This is a genomic window from Aquimarina macrocephali JAMB N27, from assembly GCF_000520995.1.
Lineage (GTDB): Bacteria > Bacteroidota > Bacteroidia > Flavobacteriales > Flavobacteriaceae > Aquimarina > Aquimarina macrocephali.
In genome coordinates this window covers 49,456-72,991 of the sequence record NZ_JACA01000053.1, presented here as the reverse complement: position 1 = coordinate 72,991, position 23,536 = coordinate 49,456, and the positions used below count along the sequence as shown (strand labels likewise).

Annotated in this window: 27 protein-coding genes; 20 read left to right on the top strand and 7 right to left on the bottom strand. The window is 30.6% G+C overall.

What is annotated here, in order from left to right; translation table 11 throughout:
* The first annotated feature begins 46 nt into the window (after positions 1 to 46).
* From Z054_RS0124440 to Z054_RS0124415, 6 genes are all read left to right on the top strand, one after another.
* The gene (locus Z054_RS0124440) at positions 47 to 448 is read left to right on the top strand and encodes an ankyrin repeat domain-containing protein (RefSeq protein ID WP_024772647.1); all 402 of its coding nucleotides are present in this window, start codon (positions 47 to 49) and stop codon (positions 446 to 448) included.
* Between the two features lie 263 nt (positions 449 to 711).
* Positions 712 to 1,077 (top strand): VOC family protein, encoded by a 366-nt coding sequence (locus Z054_RS0124435; RefSeq protein ID WP_024772646.1) that lies wholly within the window; start codon positions 712 to 714, stop codon positions 1,075 to 1,077.
* A gap of 123 nt (positions 1,078 to 1,200) precedes the next feature.
* Complete coding sequence (locus Z054_RS0124430) at positions 1,201 to 1,872, top strand: DUF6796 family protein (RefSeq protein ID WP_024772645.1); 672 nt, start codon at positions 1,201 to 1,203, stop codon at positions 1,870 to 1,872.
* Between the two features lie 156 nt (positions 1,873 to 2,028).
* A complete protein-coding gene (locus tag Z054_RS0124425; protein WP_024772644.1) occupies positions 2,029 to 2,892 on the top strand; it encodes a hypothetical protein in 864 nt (287 codons plus the stop codon).
* Positions 2,893 to 3,077: 185 nt separating this feature from the next.
* Complete coding sequence (locus Z054_RS0124420) at positions 3,078 to 3,575, top strand: DinB family protein (RefSeq protein WP_024772643.1); 498 nt, start codon at positions 3,078 to 3,080, stop codon at positions 3,573 to 3,575.
* A 158-nt stretch (positions 3,576 to 3,733) separates the two neighbouring features.
* Positions 3,734 to 4,771 (top strand): alpha/beta hydrolase family protein, encoded by a 1,038-nt coding sequence (locus tag Z054_RS0124415; protein ID WP_024772642.1) that lies wholly within the window; start codon positions 3,734 to 3,736, stop codon positions 4,769 to 4,771.
* 27 nt (positions 4,772 to 4,798) lie between these two features.
* Here Z054_RS0124415 and Z054_RS0124410 read toward each other — a convergent pair whose 3' ends face one another.
* A complete protein-coding gene (locus Z054_RS0124410) occupies positions 4,799 to 5,407 on the bottom strand; it encodes a TetR/AcrR family transcriptional regulator (protein ID WP_024772641.1) in 609 nt (202 codons plus the stop codon).
* A gap of 73 nt (positions 5,408 to 5,480) precedes the next feature.
* On the opposite strand from Z054_RS0124410, the gene Z054_RS31895 reads away from it, so the two are divergent.
* On the top strand, positions 5,481 to 5,645 hold the full coding sequence (locus Z054_RS31895; RefSeq protein ID WP_161635334.1) for a hypothetical protein: 165 nt from the start codon (positions 5,481 to 5,483) through the stop codon (positions 5,643 to 5,645).
* On the top strand, positions 5,645 to 6,343 hold the full coding sequence (locus tag Z054_RS0124400) for an alpha/beta hydrolase family protein (protein WP_024772640.1): 699 nt from the start codon (positions 5,645 to 5,647) through the stop codon (positions 6,341 to 6,343). Before Z054_RS31895 ends, Z054_RS0124400 begins: the two co-directional genes overlap by 1 nt.
* Before the next feature lie 178 nt (positions 6,344 to 6,521).
* Here the strand turns inward: Z054_RS0124400 and Z054_RS30565 are convergent, their stop codons facing one another.
* Positions 6,522 to 7,151 (bottom strand): TetR/AcrR family transcriptional regulator, encoded by a 630-nt coding sequence (locus Z054_RS30565; protein ID WP_024772639.1) that lies wholly within the window; start codon positions 7,149 to 7,151, stop codon positions 6,522 to 6,524.
* A 54-nt stretch (positions 7,152 to 7,205) separates the two neighbouring features.
* On the opposite strand from Z054_RS30565, the gene Z054_RS0124390 reads away from it, so the two are divergent.
* Positions 7,206 to 8,063: an alpha/beta fold hydrolase gene (locus tag Z054_RS0124390; RefSeq protein WP_024772638.1), complete on the top strand. Its 858-nt coding sequence runs from the start codon at positions 7,206 to 7,208 to the stop codon at positions 8,061 to 8,063.
* 40 nt (positions 8,064 to 8,103) lie between these two features.
* Here Z054_RS0124390 and Z054_RS0124385 read toward each other — a convergent pair whose 3' ends face one another.
* On the bottom strand, positions 8,104 to 8,781 hold the full coding sequence (locus tag Z054_RS0124385) for a class I SAM-dependent methyltransferase (RefSeq protein ID WP_024772637.1): 678 nt from the start codon (positions 8,779 to 8,781) through the stop codon (positions 8,104 to 8,106).
* A 127-nt stretch (positions 8,782 to 8,908) separates the two neighbouring features.
* Here Z054_RS0124385 and Z054_RS0124380 point away from each other — a divergent pair, with 127 nt between their 5' ends.
* The 11 genes from Z054_RS0124380 (at position 8,909) to Z054_RS0124330 (ending at position 18,137) form a co-directional block, all read left to right on the top strand.
* The gene (locus Z054_RS0124380) at positions 8,909 to 9,340 is read left to right on the top strand and encodes a GNAT family N-acetyltransferase (RefSeq protein WP_241461447.1); all 432 of its coding nucleotides are present in this window, start codon (positions 8,909 to 8,911) and stop codon (positions 9,338 to 9,340) included.
* Positions 9,341 to 9,551: 211 nt separating this feature from the next.
* Positions 9,552 to 10,949, top strand: coding sequence for a glycoside hydrolase family protein (locus Z054_RS0124375; protein ID WP_084050578.1), 1,398 nt, complete (start codon positions 9,552 to 9,554; stop codon positions 10,947 to 10,949).
* 291 nt (positions 10,950 to 11,240) lie between these two features.
* Positions 11,241 to 11,732, top strand: a complete 492-nt coding sequence (locus Z054_RS0124370) for a DinB family protein (RefSeq protein ID WP_024772634.1) — start codon at positions 11,241 to 11,243, stop codon at positions 11,730 to 11,732.
* Positions 11,733 to 11,891: 159 nt separating this feature from the next.
* Complete coding sequence (locus tag Z054_RS0124365; RefSeq protein ID WP_024772633.1) at positions 11,892 to 12,731, top strand: helix-turn-helix domain-containing protein; 840 nt, start codon at positions 11,892 to 11,894, stop codon at positions 12,729 to 12,731.
* Positions 12,732 to 12,863: 132 nt separating this feature from the next.
* Positions 12,864 to 13,262, top strand: a complete 399-nt coding sequence (locus tag Z054_RS0124360; protein ID WP_024772632.1) for a GlcG/HbpS family heme-binding protein — start codon at positions 12,864 to 12,866, stop codon at positions 13,260 to 13,262.
* Positions 13,263 to 13,549: 287 nt separating this feature from the next.
* The gene (locus Z054_RS0124355; RefSeq protein WP_024772631.1) at positions 13,550 to 13,981 is read left to right on the top strand and encodes a hypothetical protein; all 432 of its coding nucleotides are present in this window, start codon (positions 13,550 to 13,552) and stop codon (positions 13,979 to 13,981) included.
* A gap of 81 nt (positions 13,982 to 14,062) precedes the next feature.
* The gene (locus Z054_RS0124350; RefSeq protein WP_024772630.1) at positions 14,063 to 14,836 is read left to right on the top strand and encodes an AraC family transcriptional regulator; all 774 of its coding nucleotides are present in this window, start codon (positions 14,063 to 14,065) and stop codon (positions 14,834 to 14,836) included.
* Positions 14,837 to 14,896: 60 nt separating this feature from the next.
* On the top strand, positions 14,897 to 16,411 hold the full coding sequence (locus Z054_RS0124345; protein ID WP_024772629.1) for a S41 family peptidase: 1,515 nt from the start codon (positions 14,897 to 14,899) through the stop codon (positions 16,409 to 16,411).
* A gap of 131 nt (positions 16,412 to 16,542) precedes the next feature.
* Positions 16,543 to 17,070 carry a hypothetical protein gene (locus Z054_RS0124340; protein WP_024772628.1) on the top strand — a complete coding sequence of 176 codons (528 nt, stop codon included), beginning with the start codon at positions 16,543 to 16,545 and terminating at the stop codon, positions 17,068 to 17,070.
* A 16-nt stretch (positions 17,071 to 17,086) separates the two neighbouring features.
* The gene (locus Z054_RS29170; protein WP_024772627.1) at positions 17,087 to 17,635 is read left to right on the top strand and encodes a DUF1697 domain-containing protein; all 549 of its coding nucleotides are present in this window, start codon (positions 17,087 to 17,089) and stop codon (positions 17,633 to 17,635) included.
* A 61-nt stretch (positions 17,636 to 17,696) separates the two neighbouring features.
* On the top strand, positions 17,697 to 18,137 hold the full coding sequence (locus tag Z054_RS0124330) for an SRPBCC family protein (protein WP_024772626.1): 441 nt from the start codon (positions 17,697 to 17,699) through the stop codon (positions 18,135 to 18,137).
* Positions 18,138 to 18,224: 87 nt separating this feature from the next.
* Here Z054_RS0124330 and Z054_RS0124325 read toward each other — a convergent pair whose 3' ends face one another.
* From Z054_RS0124325 to Z054_RS0124310, 4 genes are all read right to left on the bottom strand, one after another.
* The gene (locus Z054_RS0124325; protein ID WP_024772625.1) at positions 18,225 to 19,415 is read right to left on the bottom strand and encodes an acetate/propionate family kinase; all 1,191 of its coding nucleotides are present in this window, start codon (positions 19,413 to 19,415) and stop codon (positions 18,225 to 18,227) included.
* A gap of 50 nt (positions 19,416 to 19,465) precedes the next feature.
* Entirely contained in the window at positions 19,466 to 21,559 is a 2,094-nt protein-coding gene (gene pta / locus Z054_RS0124320) for a phosphate acetyltransferase (protein WP_024772624.1), read from the bottom strand.
* Positions 21,560 to 21,829: 270 nt separating this feature from the next.
* The gene (locus Z054_RS0124315) at positions 21,830 to 22,387 is read right to left on the bottom strand and encodes a porin family protein (RefSeq protein WP_024772623.1); all 558 of its coding nucleotides are present in this window, start codon (positions 22,385 to 22,387) and stop codon (positions 21,830 to 21,832) included.
* 58 nt (positions 22,388 to 22,445) lie between these two features.
* Positions 22,446 to 23,528 carry a hypothetical protein gene (locus Z054_RS0124310; protein WP_035093404.1) on the bottom strand — a complete coding sequence of 361 codons (1,083 nt, stop codon included), beginning with the start codon at positions 23,526 to 23,528 and terminating at the stop codon, positions 22,446 to 22,448.
* Positions 23,529 to 23,536: the final 8 nt, after the last annotated feature.

The window sequence follows — 23,536 nt, the reverse complement described above, 5'->3', positions numbered from 1 at the left end:
TGCGCAGCTACGACACATATATTAAACGTTATAGGTAATTCTCATCATGAAAAATGACTTTGAAAAAATTTGTAAAGCAGCTTTTGAAGGAAATTTAGATAAGCTAAAGTTACTGTTAAAAAATAAAATTGAACTTAACCAAAAAGGTGAATTTTGGACACCACTTCATTCTGCAATTGAAAACGAAAATCTAGATTGTCTAAAATTATTACTTGATGAAGGTGCAGATGTTGAGTTTATTGGAACTGATGGAGAAGGTTTTCCTTTAGACCATGCTGTTGATATAGCTGTCCAAGCGAATATTAACACGGGAAGAAAAGAAGGAGAAGAAAATTTGGATATTATAAACGCTCTTTTGGAGGCTGGTGCGAATCCAAAAACAGGAATCCAAACGGCTAAAAACTATGGAGCTACGAAAATACTCGAAAAACTAAATTCATATTTATAAAAAACCTGTAACACCATATATAGCAAATAGGGCGATTAGTGTTTAATCAAAAGGTCATTGTCTATTTGCAAAGTCGCCAAATCTTTTGATTTGGTATTTATTAAAAGAGAAAAATTAAAACAAAACACAAAAGATTTGACTTGTGGTTAAACCGAAAATCCTTACGGATTTTCTATTCGGTTTGTATTTGCTAAATTAGTTGCTGAAACACACAACGAAATCACATATAAAACCGTTGTATGTAATATAGCAAAATGCTCAAAATGAAAATAGAAGGAAAATCCATCAGAACTTTTATTGGTTCTAAAAACTATACTATTTCTCGAAATTTTTATACTGATTTGGGATTTGAGGAAATAATTACCTCTAAAAAAATGTCTTATTTCTATATTGGAAAATTCGGGTTTTATCTACAAGATGCTTTTGTAAAAGATTGGATTGATAACTCAATGATTTTCTTCGAAGTAGATAATTTGAAAAATACTTTAAAAACTATACAGAGCTTAAAATTGACTAAAAAGTATAAGAATGTACGATTATCTGAAATTGTATATAAAGAATGGGGAAACGAGTTTTTCCTTCACGATCCTTGTGGAATATTATGGCATTTTGGGGAATTTAATTCCTAATCTAATAATAATAAGATTGAAAAACTACTTACCTGGACAGTAAAGAGAATTTTGACACAAATTATGAAAGTAATTGGTATTACTATTACAAATAAAAAACAGCATACAAAATAACCGCAATCAATGAAAATTAATCAGTTTTGGATTAGAGTCTTTGGAATATTCGGAATAATTGGTGGACTAATTCTATTTGCCGGAGATATGCTTTTTTACTATGACTCAAGTAATACCAGTTTAAGAGAGAATATGGGGAATGCATCGGACTTTAGAATTATTACAAGTGGCGTTACTGCTCTGTTAGCTGCTTGGTTTTATATGCTTGGAGTGGTTCAAGTATATCATGCGTTTAAACCAAGTAAACCTGTTTTAAGGAATACCATATTATTTTGCTTTGGAGCTATTGTAATAGCATATGGAGTTATCCATGGCGTGTATGTTTCTATTGCAACATCAGCAAAATTGGCTACTCAAAATAATCTTGATATGAATGAGGCCGTCTCACTTGCTGTAGAAACAAATAATGTTTTAAGGTTATTTGTTTATCCAATTTTTGGACTTTTATCAATTTTATTTATCGTTCAAGTTTGGAAAAGAAAAACTTTATACCCGAGATGGATTATTCTTTTTTTTCCACTTATACCTTTTTTGATTCAAGGTTTTATTTGTGAAAATTTATCAGGCAGTACTTGGATTATAGTATGTGGAGGGTACTTAAATATAATCTTGATTATCTTTTTTATCGCATCTACGATTGCTTTGTGGAATATCAAACGAAGTAAATCAAATAGTGAATGAAGCACTGCATGCAACAACATATATATTTAATTGTTCATTCTGTATGTATTCTGTAAACCCTATGGATTTTCCTCTGGTTCGTTTTTCTTTTGCTAACTTAGTTCCTAGCCAACGTAACTAACCATACACGAATACGTTATAAAACATTTGAACTAAATGCAAAAATCAGTATTAATTATTCTACTTATAATTTTCAATCTAACTTTCGGGCAAGATTTCTTAATCGAGTTTGACAGGTATAATCCAATTTATACTTTTAAGTGGGACGGATATGAAGTTCCTAACCATTATGAAGTTAAACTTGAATTCATTAAATATATAGATTCAAACAAACTTTTAGAAGAAGAGAAACGCGCTTTGGAAATGATGGATACTCAACTTAGATTCGAAATTCGTGCTGTTGATCTTAACAATGACAAACTTGCTGATATTATCTATCAAGGTCCATATACCGGAGAAGGTTCAGTGGTTTACATATTTATTCAGACCGAATCAGGGTTTCAAAAAGTGTTCACTACTCAACAAGGAATCATGAAGGTGGACTGGAAAGGAGAACATCTTGATAAATTATATGTCAAAGACTGGGGATGCTGTGCTGATCCCAACTTAACAAATTCAGTTTATCAAGCCTCATATTCTGGAAGTATTCCAAGTTTCAAGTTAATCTGGAAATCAGTAGAACTAAGATCTTTTATAACTAAACCTAAGCACACTTTTACTCCTAAAAGATTTGAAATAGTCAATCAAAAATACAAGTTTCGAGCTAACCCATGGATTGATGATAAAACAGTAAATGAATTTCTAGGGATTACTGGAAACACAATTGGAATCCTCAAAAAAGGATATAAAGGCACTGCCTATGCATCACATGAAGATGACACGGGTAGAATATGGTGGTACGTCTTGATTGACAGAGAGCATGAACTCGAAAATACTTATATCAACTATAAGCATCATAGATTCAAACCGCATCTTATTGGCTGGATTAGCAGTAGATTTATCAAAGAAATTAAAAACTAAAAGAGTGTCTAATACCAAATATAAGTCATAGTAGACTTTATTGATGGATCCAATCGTTCTTGTATATTTGCTAAGACATAAAGATTATATGTAGGGAAAGTTATAAAATCAGCGCAGATTTGTCGATCGCAACGTAACATTTTGCCCTGCTACAATACATATATTTAACGTTAGTATTTATTTTAATGAAATACCTTGTCGAAAATATTATTCAACAATTAGTAGAAGTCCAAAATGGAAAATTATGGATAGGTAGTACTTTTACCAGCAAATTGAATCAGGTAAACGAAAATGTAGTTTTCTTTAGACCAATTGAAAACTTACACAGTATCGCTGAAATAATTTCCCATTTGACATTGTGGAGAAAAGAGACAATTTTAAAAATCCAGACAGGTAAAGGAAGTAAAACAGATGATTGTGAGGAAAACTGGTTGACTAATGACAAACTGAAATTAATGGGTTGGCAATATATCAAATCGGAATATGATAAAACTCTGACCGAATTAATTAACTTATTAAAATCAAAAGATGATCAATTTCTGAATGAAGAATATTATGATACAGATTTTAAGGGTAATTATAAATATAGTTTTGTGATTAACGGAATGCTACATCACGATATTTATCATTTAGGACAACTTGGAATAATCATTAAATATTTGAAAGAAAATAACAAATGCTAATAATAGCTATATATAAAATTTGACTTAATACCAATCCGAAGCGTATCACTTATCACCTGCCCTACCTTTCATATATAAACCATAGGTAGTAATTTAAAGAAACACTGTAACATTTTTTTTTTTCGTTTGTCTATAAATTTTAACTAACAAACTAATAAATGAAAAACACGTTAATAATTTTAACAGCAATCACCCTATTTCTTTCCTGTGCCCAACAAAAAGAAAAAACGTTTAGAATAGGACAAAAATCAGTAACGTTTGTAGATGAATCAAGAAATCGACCATTACTTACCGAAATATGGTACCCTACTCTAGATAATTTGACAAAAAAAGAGTCGAAAGAAAACCAAAAGGAACTTTTCAAGACCATCGAAACAATTCCGAATGCAACTATTCCGAATGAAAAATTTCCGCTGATATTAATCTCGCACGGAACCGGAGGCAATAGGTTTTCATTGACTTGGTTTATTGAAAAAATGGTAAAAGAAGGGTATGTTGTTGTTTCACTAGATCACTATGGAAATTCCACTTTCAATAAAATACCTAGGGAATTCGTAAAATGGTGGGAAAGAGCAATTGATGTTCAATACGTACTTACAAATATCCTTAACAATACTGAAATTGGAACAAAAATAGACACGTCAAGAATTGGTGGAGTTGGTTTTTCTTTGGGTGGTTATACAAATATCGCATTGGCAGGTGGTTATGTAGATAGAACAATTAGAGAGACTGAAAAGTCGGAGGATAGAGAAATGCCCGCCGAATTTCCAAAAACAGATGAAATTATAGATTTTGAAAATGACAGCCTTATCGTTTCATCCTATAATAAGTACAAAGATCATGTAAAAGATGATAGGATTAAAGCATTTTTTGTGATGGCACCAGCAATTGGATTTGGATTCCATGCCAAAGAACAAACAAACAAAATTACTGCACCTGTTTTTATTGTAGCCGGAAAAGGTGACACAAATACGCCAATAAAAAACAATGCCGAAAATTATCATCATTTAATCAAGACCAGCCAAATACACTTATTCGATAAAAATGTTGGACATTATGTGTTTTTAAATGAACCCACAGAATTCGGAAAAGAAGTCGCACCTAGTATAACAATAGACAAACCAACAGTTGACAGAAAAGAAATACACGAAAAAACATTGAAATTGGCGTTGGATTTTTTTAAGAGTACATTGTAAACCATTAAACCATATTATAACGAAAGATTATCCTAAATAAGACTTATACTTTTCCATACCTTTTGTAGTAAGGTATGGAAAGATTAAGTTATTTACATAAACTACATATTTATCTTTTAAATCAACATCTAAAAAATTCTTGGGATGAAGATTTATAAAGAAAAAAGTACGCATTGCTCCACTTAAATCCATTAAATAATCTAAATCTTTATCGATTAACTCACCTCGCAATAATTCTTGGAGCTGTAACCTTTGTAAAATTTGTAAATATCCTTTTTTTCTATCTGCATTATCTTGTTCTAATTTTAAAGAAATATCTGTATAACTTCTCTTAATTTCTATAAAATCAACATAAAAAAACAAGTACTTTATTGAGATTTCAAAAGTAAATTTAGGTGCCTCTAATATGCCTTTTAATAAATTTTCATAATCAAATGTTTTTAAAATTTCTAAGGTCTCGTTTTGCATATCTTCATATAAGTTAAGAATCAATTGATTCTTTGTTTTAAAATGATATGTAACATTACCATAGCTAATACAAAGCTCTTTAGCAACCTCTCTTAGCGTAACATTTCTAAACCCCTTATTATTAAAAAGCGCTCTAGCTGTATTTTTAATCTTGTCTTTTGTTTTCATTATTTCACAAAAATAGGCTATTTGGACTAATTTAGATATATTTTAAATATCTTTGTTTTAAATTAAATGTACTGTGGCATCAATATACAAGAATAACCAGGCAAAAACAGATTTAATGAATCTGTACGATCAAAAATTAAAAGATTTACAAATTGACTATACCAACGTAGATGTTGATACAAAATTTGGAAGAACCAGAGTTGTAAGAACAGGGAATTCTAAAGGAAAAAAATTGTAATGTTTCACGGTTATAATGCTGGCGCACCAATTACATTAGAGGCCATTAAAGGTATTTTAGACAAGTATTGTTTTTATGTTATCGAAACCATAGGGCAAGCAACTAAGAGCGAGGAAAAAATAATGAATATTAAAGACAATTCTTTTGCGCTATGGGTAGATGAAGTTTTGGAAAAATTGGAAATAAAAAAAGTAAATGTTGTTGGAATATCTTATGGTGCATTTATCGTTGAAAAGCTAATAACTTATAAACCACAACGTATTGAAAAATGTGTTTTGGTAGTTCCAAGCGGTATTGTAAATGGAAATATTTGGGAGTCTACAAAAAAACTTACTTTTCCGTTAATTAGATGGAGTATTACTAAAAAAGAAAAACATCTAAAATCTTTTTTAAGCGCATTTGTTCCTATTGAAGATGATTTTTTGTTTCAAATGTTAAGCCTAATAATGAAAGGTGTAAAATTAGACACAAGAATACCTAAATTATTAAAACCAAAAGAGGTTGAAAATTTTAAAGCTCCAGTATATGTAATTGCTGCTAAAGATGATGTATATTTTCCTGGAGAAAAAATTGCTCAAAGAAGTAAAAAGTTATTTTCAAATTTAAAAGAAGTTCATCTTTTAGAAAACTCAAAACATATGCCTTCTAAAAATTCATACCCAATTATTCAAAAAAAAATAGTGGAATGGATAAACTAGACATTAAGAACTATAGATATTACAAACTGGTTTGCAATAATCTGAAAAATTAATTACTAAATCTATACGTACTAGGAAAATCCTACAAATTCTCTCTTTGGTTTCTTTTCTTTTATTAATTTAGTTCCTAGTCAACAAAACCCTACACGAATCACACAAGAGGCATTGTAACATAATATCAACCAAAAAGATTTGGTAATATGCTTCTAAATTCCTTTTGTCCTAGAGGAGTAAGAAATGGATACAACATACTTAAAAGTATATTTACGTGGTTATCTATATCATTTGAGTTAAGTTTATTAACGTATAACCTCGTAGAATATAGCCACGTATTTCCGTAATTAATCATTCTTTCTGCCAAAAAACTATACTCCAATTCAAAAGACGAATCTCTCATCAAATTTTGGTTTTTCATTTTTTCAAATAACAAAAAACAACCAGTGATTCTGTTTTTATAAACCTCTTGAAAATGTTTTTTTACTTTTTTACTTACAGTTAAAAGATTGTATAAATCTGTCCAGAAAAATTTATAATCAATCATTCGTATCATACTTTGTTCAATATCATTCCTAATTTGTGTTATCGAGACTTCCGTATTTTTTAAGTTCTTTATTCTCTCATCAAATTCTGAAACCATCTCAAAATATAAAGCCTCAAAAATATCCTCTCGCTTTTTATAATGGTAATTTAGATTTCCTGAACTCATGTCTAGTTTTAAAGCAATCATTCTTATGGTTACTTGACTGTAACCCTTTTCATTAAACAAAGTTCTAGCAACTTCTAAAATTAATTTTTTCTTTTTGCTCATTAGTAAACTTGTCCTAAATAATAATAATTAGTAAATTTGTCCTAAAATTACAAAATGAAATCATTATATAAATCAGAATTTGGAAAAAATGAAATACTAAATCTTTATAATGAAAAATTAAATGATTTAGAAATAGAATTTGAAAACAAGGTTATCGATACCAATTTCGGAAAAACTAATATCATTATAGTAGGTAATTCTATAAAGCCTCCTTTGTTTTTAGTTCATGGGTCTAATGGCTGCGCTCCCATCGCTTTAGAGACCTACCCTACTCTTTATACAGATTATCAGGTATTTGCTATAGATGTGCTGGCACAACCCAATAAAAGCGCTGAAATCAGATTAAGTATGAAAGATGAAAGTTATGGTTTATGGATAAACGATATTATCAATAAACTAGAGTTGAAAAATGTAACTATGGTTGGTTTCTCTTTCGGGGGACTAATAATTCTCAAAACTTTGATTCAAAATCAAAACAATATAAAAGAGGTATTCTTATCTGCACCCGCATTTATTGTAAATGGAAATCCTCTTATTGCTTTATTCAAGGTATTCATTCCTATGAAACGATATATAAAAACTAAAAACACAAAATATTTGGAAAAATTCTTGGAAGTCCTTTTTTCTGAAAGAGATGAATTTGCTCTTAACTACTTATCGAAAGTTTTTTTACATTTTAAAATGGACTTTACTCCTGTTCCAACAATAAAAAAAACAGAAGCTCAATCAATAAAAACTCCGATTACTATTATCGCTGCAAAAAAAGACATTATGTTTCCTGGTAAAAAAATGATAAAACGAGCAAACAAAATTTTCCCTAGTTTAAAAAAAATCATTTTACTGGAAAATTCGAAACACGTCCAAAATAAAACCGATAATAGGAAAATAGAAGAATTGATATTGAAAGAATAAGATGTAACAATAATATCATAATCAACTGCATAGATGTAGTTTAAAAAATTTTATAAAACGTAGTTACTATAATCCCTTTATAACCATTTAAAGCAATAGACAATAATTGCTTTTCTTCTTTTACTTTAAAATTAAATGGTGGAGCTAATATGTTTAAACCACTTTGTTTTTTTAGTCTAATCCCTTGTCCAGAAATGATCTCTTTATTAGGTATAAAATCTCCTTCAGGTATATGTTCTGTTAAAATAACATATTTAAAATCCGTTAATTTACTTACTATACTCTGCACTTCAGCATTTGATAAATGTTGTAATACTTGTCTTAATAAAACACAATCTCCAGAAGGTAAATCATCTACTGCGATATCCAAACAATGGAATTCTAAATTTTCTTCTTTAAATTTTTCTTTATTACGTACTATAAGATCGGTTACTATATCTACTGCAACATACTTATTTGTATGCTTCACCAATTCTTTTCCTACATTAAAATCTCCACAACCTAAATCACATACCGTAAGAGGTTTTTTAAAAGATGTTAAAAATGAAGTTAAAACATCTATATATGGATTTATTATATCAGGATGATGTGACCCTACACCAGAATAAAAATCAGATTTATTACCTCCCCAAAGTTTCATTTCATAAACTTGTTCCATAGCATCTTTAGTTGGCCACGGTTTCTTTATTCTTTTAGTTTCATTTTCTTTCTTCTTCATAAACACTCTATTGATCTATACATACTATAAAAGCATGATTATATATATATATTCAAATGTACTATTAAAACAAACGTACAAATTATGTGTAATAACATATATTTGGTGATAACTAAACCCCATATAAGTGAAAAATATAATTACCGAAATTAAACAAATTACTTCTTCCGAAACTTTACCTATTCGACACAAAGTTATGTGGCCAAATAAACCAATAGAATATGTTGAATTGCCAAACGATGAAAATGCGAGACATTTTGGTTTATTTGTAAATGGAGAAATCACATCTATAATATCCTTATTTATAGAGAATAATGAGGTACAATTCAGAAAATTCGCAACATTAATTGAATTTCAGGGATTAGGGTACGGAACAATTCTATTAAAAAGTATAATCGATTTAATAGAGAAAGAAGGGATTAAAAAATTATGGTGTAATGCTCGAGTGGAGAAATCAAAATTCTATGAGAGATTCGATTTAAAACCTACAGATAAAAAATTTGAAAAAGGTGGGATTGAATATATAATTATGGAAAAAACTTTTGCTAACAACGTATAAACTATATTAAAATGAAATTTATAAAATATTCCTTATAAATATAGTAAAGAGACCACGTTAATAAACGGGTATTATAATAAGAATAGATAAGGAGATTACCGTATATGTACGTATGTATTAAGGTACTTATACTAATATGAGATTGATTTGGGGTTAGTATATTGGTTTGTACTTATAAATAAGTACAATAACCAATATTAAAACCAAAACTATGACACAAAGTATTAATTCATCAAACATTACACCAATTACCATCTCCAATAATTTGTTTATGTGCGGCACAGATCAGTGGGCTCCAAAAGGAGTATGTTATCAACCTACGGATTTTGTAGATCCAATTTCAGACAATAATTTAACTACTATTCAAGATTTGTTGAAAACAACAACAACTTACGGGTTCGCAAACATGAAAATAAACGCCATTCGTGTTTATCAAGTTGATCCAGCAAAAGATCACACAAAAGTCATGAATGCTTTGGCTGCTGCAGGAATTTATGTTTTAGTAGGTGCCGTGGATCATACAACAGTGCATGACGGTCCTACAGTGTATAACGCTCGATTAAAAGCTGTTGCGGATGAATTCTGTAAATACCAGAATGTTCTTGGGTTTTCAATAGGAAACGAAACAATTGATCCTGGTAAGGAAGGACAAAATCCAGGTTATGATATTCCAACTAAAATTAGAGCCGGGGCTAAATACCTGAAAGCATATATGGCAAAAAATTGTACTCGTACTGTTCCGGTTACTGCAGCACTTCGTGATGATCCTGATTTCACTATACCAGCAGCTAAAGCGTACATGTGTGGGAACGCATCAGAACGTCTTGATTTCTTAGGCTACAATTGTGAGCGTTGGGCTGGAGGAACACTCGCAGCAAAAGTTGGCGCTTATTATACATTAACAAAAGCATTTGAAGGCTCTAACCCTGTGCCGATAACTTTTACCGAAATGGGTTCGAATCCAAGAGCTGTCTCTCCAAGAACTTGGCAACAAGTTGACTATTTGTATGGAGGTACGAAACTCACACCACAATCAGGATCAGGCTCGCCAATAAATATGGCAGATGTCGTTTCGGGTGGTTTTGCTTTTAGATATTATGAGCGAAATGCAGGATGGGGGATGCTCACAACAAGCGGTGACGAAATTCCTAATCACGGTGCGAAATCAATCATTACCGAATATTCTAAAATAAAATCCTTTAGTAGTACAGGGAATACAATGGGGACTGCGCCATGTGATAAAAACAACCCATACGTTAAAGGATCTGCAATTCCAACATCAGGATTGCCATCGGCTGTAAAGGTAACATTGACAAATTCTATTACTACCCCTGCTACAGGGAGAAATATTAAATTCAATTATACATCAAATGTAAATGCTGCTAATCCAACTTGGCTTGAAGCAGTTTCTATTATAGCTAATGGTCCCAGTACAACATTCACCTTTCCCGCAGGTACAAATGGGATTTCAATGATTTATGAAGTTGATTCTAAGTGGGATCAAGGTTGTCAATTAAAGGGTCAAGCCTTACTTCGACTTGCAGATGGGGATACTATCCAAGGTAATTGGATGAGCCCAAATGGTAATGGAAATTGTTCGATTAGCTAAAACTTAATATTCATACTCTATAAAAGTATAGCAAAGGATATTGCTCAAAAACATAAACACCATCAATCTAGGTGTTTATGTTTTTGAAACTTTCGAACATATCTCCAATCAATGCTATGAACAGCACCTTCCCTCCTTCGGTATTTGATTTGCTTTAATTTGTTATCTTAGTTCTAACGCAACAAATCATACATAAACACTTTATGCATCATTTGGAAAGAGTTACATCTTTTACAATTAAAAGAGGCGGCTATTATATCATTAATTGACAAGAAATCATCATAGTAAAATATGAAATACGTACCCGAAGATGGATTCCCATATTATTATGACTTTGTAAAGAATATGAATTATCAATCACTCTTTTCTTCGTCATCAACAATTACATTTCTAAATTCTATCAACGAGAAAAAAGCTATTTATCGTTATGCACCTACCAAATGGAGTATTAAACAAATTGTTGGACATATAACAGATCATGAAAGAATAATGATGTTTCGAGCATTTTTAATGAGTAGAAACGAATTAGTAGAACTATGGGGCTATGACCAAAATTTATTAGTAGAAAATAGTCGTTTTGAAGAATTAACACTCAAACAATTAGTAGCTGATTTTGTAAATGTAAGAAAGGCATCTACTAGTTTTATTGAAACGTTGTCTGAAAGTCAATTAAAAATAAAAGGTATGGCCCGACAATATGAAATTACTCTTGAAGATTTTCTAAAGTCTATAATTGGTCATGAAAAACATCATATTACTATTATTAAAGAAAGATACATTTAATAAAAATCGTGACTGCACGTTTCTTTATTGTGAAGAAAGCAACATAGAAAATGTAAATATTTGTAGCTCAAAAAAATATTTTTTTTGAGATCTTAGCATCGCAAAAATCTTGTTACTTGGAAGAGGCCGAATTATAAGATGACTTTGAAATACCACCATATGCCAATAGACAATATCCCAGAATTATATATTAATAACCCTAAACTTAAACCTGATCTTTTTGTCTACGATTTTAAAATGGCCGAAGACATCATTAAAACTAAGGTTAACCTAAATATGCATATGTTTAGCTTTTTACAAGTCGGAAAAAAGCAAGTACACTTTGCAGGAACATCGGTTACTGTAAATAAAGATCAATCGTTACTTCTTAAAAAAGGAAATTGGATTTGGACAGAATTACTGGATACGGATGCCATTTATTACTGTAAACTCTTATTTTTTTCTGAAAAAATACTCAAAGATTTTTTAGATAAACACATACAGAATCAGCAAATAATAAAGGAAGAAGTGCCTTATTTTGTAATTAGAAACGATGCATACATAACTTCTTATTTAAACTCATTATCAACGATTGGTGATGCGCCAGCAGTTTTTATTGAAAACTTACTTTCTGTAAAATTTGAAGAAATTATGCTTTACCTTATTCATAAATATGGAAAAAAGTTTGAATTATATTTAAGGTCATTAATAGTTGAAGAAACCTCTCCTTTCAAAAAAATTATCGAGAGTAAAATACATTCCAATCTAAAATTAGAGGAAATTGCATTTTTATGTAATATGAGTTTATCTACTTTTAAACGTCATTTTATTAATGAGTATAACGCATCTCCAGGAAAATGGTTACAAGATAAGCGACTTCAAAAAGCAAAAGAAACGTTAGAACTAGGAAAATTAACACCATCAGATATATACCTGGATTTTGGGTATAATAACCTTTCAAACTTCAGCATAGCTTTTAAAAACAAATTTGGGTTTAGTCCCAAAGAAATTTCCAGATAATATTTCATCTTTTAGCTTCATTTTTACACTTGACCTTTTTTCATAAGTTATTGAACTGTTTTAGTAATTAAATAAGGTCACTTGCATTGTACATTTGTGCTCAAATTACTACAAAAACTAAAACATAAAATAATGAACATTACATTAGCACAGGCTGAAAAAATCATTTCAGCAGCAAAAGAAAAATCTATAGCAATAGATACAAAAATGAATATTGCAATTGTAGATTCAGGAGCTAACTTAGTTGCATTTGGGCGTATGGATGGAGCTTGGTTAGGTTCTTTAGACATATCAATTAAAAAAGCGAAGACAGCTCGTTATTTTGATATGAATACAGGGATTATTGGCGAATTGTCTCAACCAGGAGGTGCCTTGTACAACATCGAGCACTCTAATAATGGTCTAATTACTTTTCCCGGTGGTGTACCAATTAAAAACGCAGCAGGTGAAATCATTGGCGCTATTGGAGTAAGTGGAAGTTCTGTTGAAAATGACCACGCAGTGGCAGAAGCTGGTGCATCAGCAATCTAAAACTTAATATATTGTACTAAAAAGAGGATAATTAGCATGCTAATTATCCTCTTTTCTATTAAACCATTACCTCCCTCCTAATTCAAAAAAATCAATAAGTTCCCTTATGGTAGTCAGTTGCACAACCTTTTTGATAAATAAAAGAAAAGCAATTGCCAACGCCGTATAAAATTAATTGTTAAATTAGATGTTTAACCTTGTAACTAATTTATAGAAACACATTATCACGTACAATTTGAAAAAATGAAGTTTGTGTTTGAAGTTTGGCAGTCATAAAAAAAACAACTATGAATTCAATACTAAAAAATATTTTAGCTGTTATAGCTGGATGGTTAGGAGGTAGTATTATCAATATAGCTCTCATCCAAGTCGGTCATACATTAATCCCTATAAAGGGTGTTGATCCTAATGACATGAACGCTTTGGCAGCTGTTATGCCAACTTTAGGATTCGAGCATTTTATTTTTCCTTTTTTAGCTCATGCATTGGGTACTCTTGCCGGTGCAACGATTGCTGGTTTAATAGCTGCCAGTCACAAAATGAAATTCTCATTGGGTATTGGTGGATTGTTCCTGTTGGGAGGAATCATGGTTAACTATATGTTACCTGGACCAACCTGGTTTGCAGTAGCAGATATTGTTATGGCTTATATTCCTATGGCATGGATTGGTGGAAAAATAGCTATGAAGATATTGGAAAATAAAAAAAGTGGTGAATAAAAAAGTGTGCCTAACATAAAATTAAACACAATTAAAACAGGTGTTCGTTTAAATAGTTAGACAACATTGATAAACCAAAGAATGATATTAGATAACTTAGAATATATAAACGTACAAAAACAAGTAACTGATTTTCCTAAGCATTATCATGAAACGTTTTGTATTTCACTTATTCACAAGGGTATTGAGCAAATTGAACTAGAAAATCAAAGCATTTTTAGTGAAAAAGGCTGTATAACAATTACAAACCCATATGAAATACATGCTAACCCATTAATTGATAACACTTCTCAAGTTGAATTTGATACTATTTACATTTCTAAAGATGTAATGAAATACCTTTTTAATGGAAAAAATATAACTTTTGTTAATCGGAAAATAAATAATAAAAATGCTAACCAGCTTTTTAGGCAATTGAAGAATGCAATTATTATAAATGACATTCCAACTATTGAAAATTTGTTGTTTCAATTTGTGGCAACTTTAAAACATTATTCTCAAGAAAAAAAAGAAGAATATTCAGAATTAAACTTCAATTCACTCCATAACATTAGCTCATATATTGATAATAACATTTCAAGTAAGTTTTGTTTAGATGAACTCTCTAAGGTTGCTAATCTAAATAAATACGGGTTTGCCAAAAAGTTTAAAGCCTCAACAGGAATGACTCCGATGAATTATATTTTGATGAAAAAAATATTTTCGAGTAAAAAGTTAATTACAAAGACCACCGACTTAACTCAGATTGCATTTGATTATGAGTTTTCAGATTTGGCACATTTTTCTAATACTTTTAAGCGCTATGTTGGTATTTCACCCAAAATATATCAAAAAAGTATCTCATCTATCTTATAATTGCCAAGATTCTACAAGTTAGCGTATCTGTATAAACATATTTTTGAAAAAAATTACTTTATGAAATACAGAATATCCTTACTTACTTGTTTTTTAATATGCTATACCTCTGCTCTATTTGCTCAATCTTTAGATGAAAAATTTTCTATTGATAAGATGACAAAAGATTTACAGATTTTTAAAGACATACGAATTAAAGCAAATTCTGGCCTCCATAAATATCGCACTAAAAAACAAATCGATAGTATATATCAATGGGCATTTAAAGAAGTTAAAAAATCAAAAACATATAGAGATTTTTATAATATAATTTATCAATTAACCGATTTTGAAGGCAGTTTACACAATGACATTTCATTACCAAAAAAAGTGTTCAAGTCAATGAAAAATGAAGAGCAAGGATATTTCCCTTTGCCGATAAAATTAATTCAAGACAAAGTAATAGTAAATATTGTTAACAAGGAAATTCCTTTAGGTGCAGAAATAGTTTCTATAAATAATTTAAAAATTAATGAAATACTACAAAGTTTACACAAATATTATACAACAGATGGTGTAAATATTACGGGGAAATCAATTGGAATTCATTATAATTTTAGCAGATATTATAGGTTACACTACGGTCTTGAAAACACTTTTAAAGTTAAGTATCGAGTTCATGATTCAGATAAAATTCAGCAAAAGGTCTTACCTAGTATAAGTTTTAACGCTTATTATAAAAATATAAAGAATAGATATTCGAAACCATTTGATGAAGTTAATTATAAGGATTGGAAGGAAAATGAAATTTATAGTTACAAATCTATTGACCATGAAACCGGAATTTTAACAATAAATGATTTTGGAATGGGAAGTGAGAAGAATCCGATGCATTTACGATATGTTTCTTTTTTAGATAGTGTTTTTACCGGTATCAAAAATAACAATATTAAAAACTTAATTGTTGATATTCGTTACAATGGCGGAGGAACAGACCCTAACGATTTGGTTACATATTCTTATTTAACACAGCGTAATTTTTCAGAGAACAAACAAGCATGGATAAGTTTCAACAAAATTCCTTATCTAAAATATGCATACACCAAAATCCCTAGATTTCTAAGACCTCTTGGAGTTGGTAAATACAATAAAAGCTTTCAAAATCAATTTCCAAAAGAAGAAAACGGAAAATTTTATCAAGATTCGACCAGTGCTGATCATAAAATTAGAACACCAAATAAAAATGCCTTTACAGGAAATATATACCTATTGATTAGTCCGCGAGTGGCTTCTGCTGGTAGTTTATTTGCCGCAATGGTTGCTGGAAACAGTAATGCAATCACCATAGGAGAAGAAACAATGGGTGGCTATTATGGACATAACGGGCATAATACTTTGGGTTATATTTTACCAAAATCCAAAATTGAACTATTCTTTTCTGTAGTAAATTTGGAGCAAGATGTTGCTAAAAAAGAAAACCAAATTTACAATAGAGGAATAATACCAGATTATAACGTATCACAAACGTATACCGACTATATCAATCAAGTTGACACACAACTAAATTTTGTAATAGATCTAATACAACAAGAATAGTATTACGATAAGATACATTAAAACAGCTAATTAAGCGCAAGTCATCAAAGCTTGCGCTTTTTTAATACATTTATGGTAAAAAGATTACAATTATCAAGATCCTACTTTCATATATAACGCCACTAACAATTATGAAAAAAACTATAATTATATTGACTCTTTTGTTTTTTGGATTAGAACCAATCTCGGCGCAATCGAAAGAAACAACCTTGAAAGAAATTAGATCTGAGTATAAGACGATAAGAAACAATATGGATTTTTATATAAAAAGATCCTCAGAAATTGAATTAAATACTACCGAAGGAGGCCATATAACTGCATATTTCGATAATGATGATTTAAAATTAATCGAAATAATTGAATTTGGAGAAACCGGAAAAAACATAACTCAATATTATTTCAAAAACAAAAAGTTATTTTTTGCATTTGACCAGCAATATCGTTACAACATACCAATCTACAATGAAGAATTTGATTCAAATAAAACCACAATAATTGAAGATCGATATTATTTTCACAAAGAGAAACTCTTTCTTTGGTTAGATAATGATAAAAATAAAGTCGATTTGACTTTAAAAGCAAATAAGATGATTGGAAAAAAGTTTGTTGATTACACAAAAAAACTAAAACATGAATTAAAAAAAGAAGAAAAACACTAAAATAAAATTTAAAGAAATGAGTAAATATGTTGCTTTACTGCGAGGAATTAATGTGAGTGGTCATCACAAGGTTCCTATGGCCGAACTTCGTAAAGAAATGGAAAATTTGAATTTCGAAAAAGTAATTACAATTCTTAATTCGGGAAATATAATATTTGACTCAACAAAAGGTGATGCAAAGAGTCTCGAAAAAACGATTTCTGATCATTTAGCAAAGACCTTTGGTTTTCCTATCCCAACCATCATAAGAAAATCTGAAATGATGTATGATTTGTTGGATCGAGATCCATTTAAAGACATCCTGGTAACAAAAGATATTCGATTGTATGTTTCATTTTTGAAGGAAGATGTTGAAACCGATTTACAATTACCATGGACAAGTGATAATAATGCTTTTAAAATTATCGATAAGATCGACAAAACTATTGTAAGTGTCTTAGACCTTTCTATAACTAAGACCCCAAAAGGAATGGAAGTTCTAGAACGATATTTTGGTAAGCATATCACAACTCGTAACTGGAATACCATTAAACGAATAGAAAAGAAACTTGAAGCCAACTTATAAATCATAAATTAAAGCAAAGTAAATCTGAATGTAATTTGTAACCATTTAAAACTAAATTCTTATGAAACATAAAGGTTATATTGAGATTGATCAACCTCTAAATAAAGTGGCTGAGCTGTTTGCAAACCCGGATAATCTTAAAGAATATCAAGATGGGTTTATTAAAAAAGAATTGGTCAGTGGAGAAAAAGGTAAAGTAGGTACTGTTTCCAAAATGTTTTACAAACACGGAAAACATGATATGGAATTGATCGAAACAATAACTAAAAATGAACTTCCACATTCATTTGAAGCTAGTTATCATCATAAACATATGGACAATACCATGAAATGTAATTTTATTGCATTAAGCGAAAACAAAACAAAGTATGAATTCGAATACGAGTACACTCGTATAAACTGGATTATGCCAAAATTGATGGCAATTTTATTTCCGAGTATGTATCGAAAACCAGCCGAAAAATGGCTCAGACAATTTAAAGAATTTGCTGAACGACAATAGCTTTTGACCATAAAAGAATATATACCTCTTTTCGGGATGTACATGCATTACTATCGGGATTCTCTAGTTTTCTTTTTTACAATGCTTTTATGCTAATAATTTGAACGATTGCTTGGCAATCTCTAATTCTTCATTAGTAGGAATAACTAATATTTTTACTTTTGAAGAGGGTAAACTTATACCTCTTATTTCTTTAGATCGAATACTGTTCTTTTCGTCATCTAATTGAATTCCAAAAAATTCTTGATCTTTACACACCAAGTCTCTAATCTTATCAGAATTCTCACCTATTCCGGCAGTAAATACAATAGCATCCAAACCATTCATAATTGAGGCATATGCTCCAATAAATTTTTTGATACGATAAGCATTCATTTCCAGAGCTAACCGGCAGTCTTTATTTCCTTTTTCTGCCTCAGATTCAATATCCCGTAAATCACTATACCCTGTTAACCCCAACATTCCACTTTCTTTTTGTAAAAGATCATTTACTTCTTTTAGAGAGTACCCCAAGGAATTAACCATGTAGAAGATCACTGCAGGGTCAATATCTCCGGATCGAGTTCCCATGATCAATCCATTCATGGGTGCAAATCCTAAAGTATGATCAATACTTTTACCATCCTGAACAGCAGTCATACTACATCCGTTTCCTAAGTGAATTGTAATCATCTTGGACATCGATTTCTCTTTCCCTAAAAATTCTATAGCTTTTTCTGAAACGTATTTATGACTGGTACCATGAAAACCATATACTCTGATATTATGCTCATCCAAAAACTTGTTCGGAATAGCATACTTATAGGCTTCCACAGGAATAGTTTGATGAAAAGCTGTATCAAATACAGCTACTTGTTGTGCATCAGAAAAAATTTCTTCGGCAACCAAAATTCCTTCCAAATTTGCTGGATTATGTAATGGTGCTAACGCAGAAAGTTTCTTGATTTTTTGTTTTACTTCTTCTGTAATTTCAACTGTTTCTGCAAAAGTGCTTCCTCCATGAACTACTCTATGGCCAACGGTATGAATTTCTGATGCCGATCGGATCACTCCTACTTCATCATCCATCAAATAACTGGCTATTAATTGTAATCCATCTTTGTGAGTATTTACGCTTACCGTTTTTTCAATTTTATTTTTTTCTGACGTATAAGAGATTTTAGCATTTTCTAAACCAATACGTTCTACCAAGCCCGAACAAATTACCTTTGCGGCAGGCATAGTAAATAATTGAAATTTTATAGAAGAGCTCCCAGAATTTAATACTAGTATTTGCATATTTTTTTAGAGTTTAGAGTATTAGAAATTAAGTATTTCCTTACTCTGTTTTATAATCCCTGAGCCTGAATTGCCGTTATAATTACAGTATTATATACATCATCAACAGTACATCCTCTACTTAGATCATTTACAGGTTTATTCAACCCTTGTAACATTGGACCAATGGCTAGTGCTCCCGTTTCTCGTTGAATAGCTTTATAGGTATTATTACCTGTATTTAAATCAGGAAATATTAAAACACTGGCCTGGCCTGCTACCTCAGAATTTGGTAATTTGCTTTGCGCCACTTCTAAATCTACTGCCGCATCATATTGTATTGGTCCTTCAATTTTTAAATCAGGATGTTTTTCTTTTACAATTGCAGTTGCTTCTCTAACAATTTCTACATCTTCTCCTTTACCAGAGGTTCCCGACGAGTATGATAACATTGCAACTTTTGGTTCAATCCCAAACGCTGCTGCAGATTCTGAAGAAGAAATTGCTATTTCAGCTAATTGTTCTGCATTAGGATTAGGGTTAATTGCACAATCACCAAAAACTGAAACTCGATCTTCTAAACACATAAAAAACACCGAAGAAACAACTTTTACTCCTGGTTTTGTCTTTATAAACTGTAAAGCTGGTCTTATTGTATGTTGTGTAGTATGCACTGCTCCCGAGACCATTCCGTCGGCGTGACCTTTGTATATCATCATCGTACCAAAATAAGATACGTCTGCCATCATATCTTTGGCCATATCCAGGTTTACATTTTTATGCTTTCTTAGCTCATAAAATGTTTGCACATAATCATCATAATATGGAGATTCTGTAGGGAAAACAACCTGTATTTTATCAAAATCTATTGGAATATCGAGTTTTATAGCTTTACTCTTTATTTTCTTTTCGTTTCCAATTAAAGTAATATCCACAACTCCCGAAGCTAATAATCTGGATGTAGCTCTTAGGATTCTTTCATCTGATCCTTCTGGAAGAACAATATGTTTTTTATGTTTTAAAGCACGTCTTAATAAATTATATTGAAACATTCGTGGGGTCAATCCTTCTGATTTAAATGTAATCAGTTTATCAGCTAGTTGATCTTCATTAACATATTTTTCGAATATGCTAATCGACGTGTTTATCTTTTGTAGATTATCTAGATAAATTTTAGATTTAATGGCCCCTATTTTATTGGTAATAGAAAATGTACCACTAGGTACCGATATAATAGGAAAAGATAAAGAAACTCCTTCTATTAATTTAAGTATTGGTGATTCAGGAATAATTCCTCCAGTAAGTATAATTCCAGAAATCTTTGGATAGTTATCAGAAATATTTGCTTGCAATACTCCCAAAATGATATCAGCACGATCTCCAGGGGTAATTACAAGGCTATTATCCTTAAGATGTGTAAGGTAGTTACGCAATTGCATTGCTCCCACTCCAAAACTACCAGCTTGATTATTGAGGTATTCTTTACCAAACAACACATTACCTTCTAATTCGTTTACAATCTCTTTGATAGTAGGGTTAATCAAAGAGTTGATTTTTGGGATAATAATACGATCGACATCATTCCCAAAATCTTTTTCAAAACTATTTTCTAATTGTTTTTCACAACCTTGGGTAACCTTATTTGCTACCATAGCCAATACCTCTACGTCTTTACTATTAAAAGTATCATATGCTAGTTTTAGATTACTAACAATTTCATCGTTTTGTTTATCAATCCCACTTGCGACAATGACAGCTGGGATACCCAGGTTTTTGGCAATAATAACATTAATATCAAACTCAATGATATTACCTTCATCAGAAAAATCAGTACCTTCTACTAATATAAAATCGAATCTTTCTTCAAGATTTTTGTATTTCTTGATAATCTCATCTATAATTTCTCCTGATTTACCTTGATTGTATTTTTGAAGTACTTCACTTCTTGTATACGCATAGGCTTTTTTGAAGTTAATATCTAATTCAAAATGCGATATTACAGTATTGATATGATTATCAACTTCTCCTTCTTTAGGATCGTCGATAATTGGTCTAAAATACCCTACTCTGGCTACTTTACCCAGAAGCATACGCATCATACCCAAAACAACAATAGATTTACCACTATTAGGTTCTATAGTAGCAATATAAACGGCTTTACTCATGTATAACAATTTGGTAGTACAAAGATACGCTAATACCGTAATTTAACATAAGATCAATGCATAATAAAACTTCTTTCTATCATAGTCATATAATATTAACAATTCGGTTTTCATTTCAGCAAAAAAGGTTTAGAATTACCCTAAACCTTTTATTATATCATATAACTTTTTGACATCTTACTTCCTGTCTTTTCTGCTTTTAAATTCTTTATACAAAAAATGATATAATCTGTTCTACTACTAATTTGATCAATACAATCATTATAAATGTTATAATTTATAAGCTAAACCAGCTTGAAATACTGAATTTTTAAGTGATGTAGTATTCGCTTTGGTAATATCAACTAGCCCTAGGTTATATCTAATTCCAACTTCTAAATTATCAGTTAAGGAATATCCTATACCCAAAGCTACTCCGTAATCGATTTTCTTAAAATTATTCTTTACAAAACCTGCTCCTTTACCACTTAACAAATATCCTACATGAGGCCCGGCTTCGAGGCTTAATTTATTAATAGGGTAGAATTTTATGATCGCCGGTAATATATTGATGTAGTTTAATTTTATTTTACCAGAACTAATCTTTGATTTTGCTCCTTGAGCAGAATAAAGTATTTCGGATCGAATTGCTAATTTTTCGGATAGCCTGTATTGAGAAAAGACTCCTCCCATTATCCCTATTTTAAATTTAGAAGATGTATTCCTAAATTCGGTTAAGTTAGCTCCTGCTTTAATTCCAAATTCTATCCCTTTTTGTTTTTCTTGTGCACTTATAGTTACTATCCCCAATAACACTGTACATAACATTAATTTAATTGTTTTCTTCATTTTGATTTATTTGTTTGTTTTAATTGAATACATTACTATTCTGAAATCAGTTTTCAGATTAAAAATTAACCCCTAGTTCGAGCTCAAATCCGAAGTTCCTGGTATACACTTTAGAAGTTTGTATTTGTTGAAAAACACCGGCCCCAATCACAATACCATAATCTTTCCATGGGATAATTTTTATTCCCTGTCTAGAGCTTATCCCGATAAGAAAATTGTGCTGTTTTTTACCTTCTGTTTTTTTTGCGATCTCAAGTCCCAAAGGCACTTCTAGACTTATATTAGCATATAACCCAGGTACTATTTTTAAATACCCGTCAAAACCACCTCCTATACTAAAGGCATCTACAGACGTATAGTTTTTATTGAGCAATGAACTTCGTTTTATACTATATCTATCATAAGATATTACAAAGGGCATGATGAAGTTTTTATCACTATCAGCAAATCCTATATAACTAATCTTCCATCCCTCTTTATGCTTGCTATATATTTTTTTATATGTCAACATGTTAAACCATTTTCCTAATCGTTCTGCATGTTTCGATTTGGATTTTTCATAAAAAACATCCTCTACGCTTGTTTGTATACCTCTTGATATAGATTCTGGCTTGTTCCTTTTTTTATAATGATTCATAAAACTTAGGGTACAATATTCTAATGCAGCTCTGATTCTTTTTTCATAGGTTTCAAATATTTTTGATCCATCAGACATAGAAAAAATTTCTTCTTCATAGTGCCGTACAGCATGAAGTTCTTTCAGTTTATCATTTTCTTTTTCATAAAAAACCAAGTCTATATACACCCTGGTCGTTATATGATTTATACTACTCTGAGATTGTTGAATTTCTAAATTCTCAACTTTTATATATATTGGTTTTGCATCTTTAGCATGCGAAAAAGAAGTTTTCATAAAACTTAGAATAGCCCTTGGTGCATTTGGGTGTAATTGAAAAATGACTTTTTCTCCAAATTTATTGGTCCCTAATCCTAAGTTTTTCTCTTTCCGAGTATCGAAAACCTGTTCTATGTATATTGATGAGTTTTCTGTATGAAAAGGAACAGTTTTTAAGGCTATTTTTTCTTGAGACAATACTATAGAAGACAAGAAAAACATTGATACATACCAGATAGATTTCATTATAAACT

Excerpts from the sequence above, each read along its gene's own strand:
- Z054_RS0124440 (WP_024772647.1), top strand. The coding sequence starts at position 47 with ATGAAAAATGACTTTGAAAAAATTTGTAAAGCAGCTTTTGAAGGAAAT.
- Z054_RS0124435 (WP_024772646.1), top strand. The coding sequence starts at position 712 with ATGAAAATAGAAGGAAAATCCATCAGAACTTTTATTGGTTCTAAAAAC.
- Z054_RS0124430 (WP_024772645.1), top strand. The coding sequence starts at position 1,201 with ATGAAAATTAATCAGTTTTGGATTAGAGTCTTTGGAATATTCGGAATA.
- Z054_RS0124425 (WP_024772644.1), top strand. The coding sequence starts at position 2,029 with ATGCAAAAATCAGTATTAATTATTCTACTTATAATTTTCAATCTAACT.
- Z054_RS0124420 (WP_024772643.1), top strand. The coding sequence starts at position 3,078 with ATGAAATACCTTGTCGAAAATATTATTCAACAATTAGTAGAAGTCCAA.
- Z054_RS0124415 (WP_024772642.1), top strand. The coding sequence starts at position 3,734 with ATGAAAAACACGTTAATAATTTTAACAGCAATCACCCTATTTCTTTCC.
- Z054_RS0124410 (WP_024772641.1), bottom strand. The coding sequence starts at position 5,407 with ATGAAAACAAAAGACAAGATTAAAAATACAGCTAGAGCGCTTTTTAAT.
- Z054_RS0124400 (WP_024772640.1), top strand. The coding sequence starts at position 5,645 with ATGTTTCACGGTTATAATGCTGGCGCACCAATTACATTAGAGGCCATT.
- Z054_RS30565 (WP_024772639.1), bottom strand. The coding sequence starts at position 7,151 with ATGAGCAAAAAGAAAAAATTAATTTTAGAAGTTGCTAGAACTTTGTTT.
- Z054_RS0124390 (WP_024772638.1), top strand. The coding sequence starts at position 7,206 with ATGAAATCATTATATAAATCAGAATTTGGAAAAAATGAAATACTAAAT.
- Z054_RS0124385 (WP_024772637.1), bottom strand. The coding sequence starts at position 8,781 with ATGAAGAAGAAAGAAAATGAAACTAAAAGAATAAAGAAACCGTGGCCA.
- Z054_RS0124375 (WP_084050578.1), top strand. The coding sequence starts at position 9,552 with ATGACACAAAGTATTAATTCATCAAACATTACACCAATTACCATCTCC.
- Z054_RS0124370 (WP_024772634.1), top strand. The coding sequence starts at position 11,241 with ATGAAATACGTACCCGAAGATGGATTCCCATATTATTATGACTTTGTA.
- Z054_RS0124365 (WP_024772633.1), top strand. The coding sequence starts at position 11,892 with ATGCCAATAGACAATATCCCAGAATTATATATTAATAACCCTAAACTT.
- Z054_RS0124360 (WP_024772632.1), top strand. The coding sequence starts at position 12,864 with ATGAACATTACATTAGCACAGGCTGAAAAAATCATTTCAGCAGCAAAA.
- Z054_RS0124355 (WP_024772631.1), top strand. The coding sequence starts at position 13,550 with ATGAATTCAATACTAAAAAATATTTTAGCTGTTATAGCTGGATGGTTA.
- Z054_RS0124350 (WP_024772630.1), top strand. The coding sequence starts at position 14,063 with ATGATATTAGATAACTTAGAATATATAAACGTACAAAAACAAGTAACT.
- Z054_RS0124345 (WP_024772629.1), top strand. The coding sequence starts at position 14,897 with ATGAAATACAGAATATCCTTACTTACTTGTTTTTTAATATGCTATACC.
- Z054_RS0124340 (WP_024772628.1), top strand. The coding sequence starts at position 16,543 with ATGAAAAAAACTATAATTATATTGACTCTTTTGTTTTTTGGATTAGAA.
- Z054_RS29170 (WP_024772627.1), top strand. The coding sequence starts at position 17,087 with ATGAGTAAATATGTTGCTTTACTGCGAGGAATTAATGTGAGTGGTCAT.
- Z054_RS0124330 (WP_024772626.1), top strand. The coding sequence starts at position 17,697 with ATGAAACATAAAGGTTATATTGAGATTGATCAACCTCTAAATAAAGTG.
- Z054_RS0124325 (WP_024772625.1), bottom strand. The coding sequence starts at position 19,415 with ATGCAAATACTAGTATTAAATTCTGGGAGCTCTTCTATAAAATTTCAA.
- pta (WP_024772624.1), bottom strand. The coding sequence starts at position 21,559 with ATGAGTAAAGCCGTTTATATTGCTACTATAGAACCTAATAGTGGTAAA.
- Z054_RS0124315 (WP_024772623.1), bottom strand. The coding sequence starts at position 22,387 with ATGAAGAAAACAATTAAATTAATGTTATGTACAGTGTTATTGGGGATA.
- Z054_RS0124310 (WP_035093404.1), bottom strand. The coding sequence starts at position 23,528 with ATGAAATCTATCTGGTATGTATCAATGTTTTTCTTGTCTTCTATAGTA.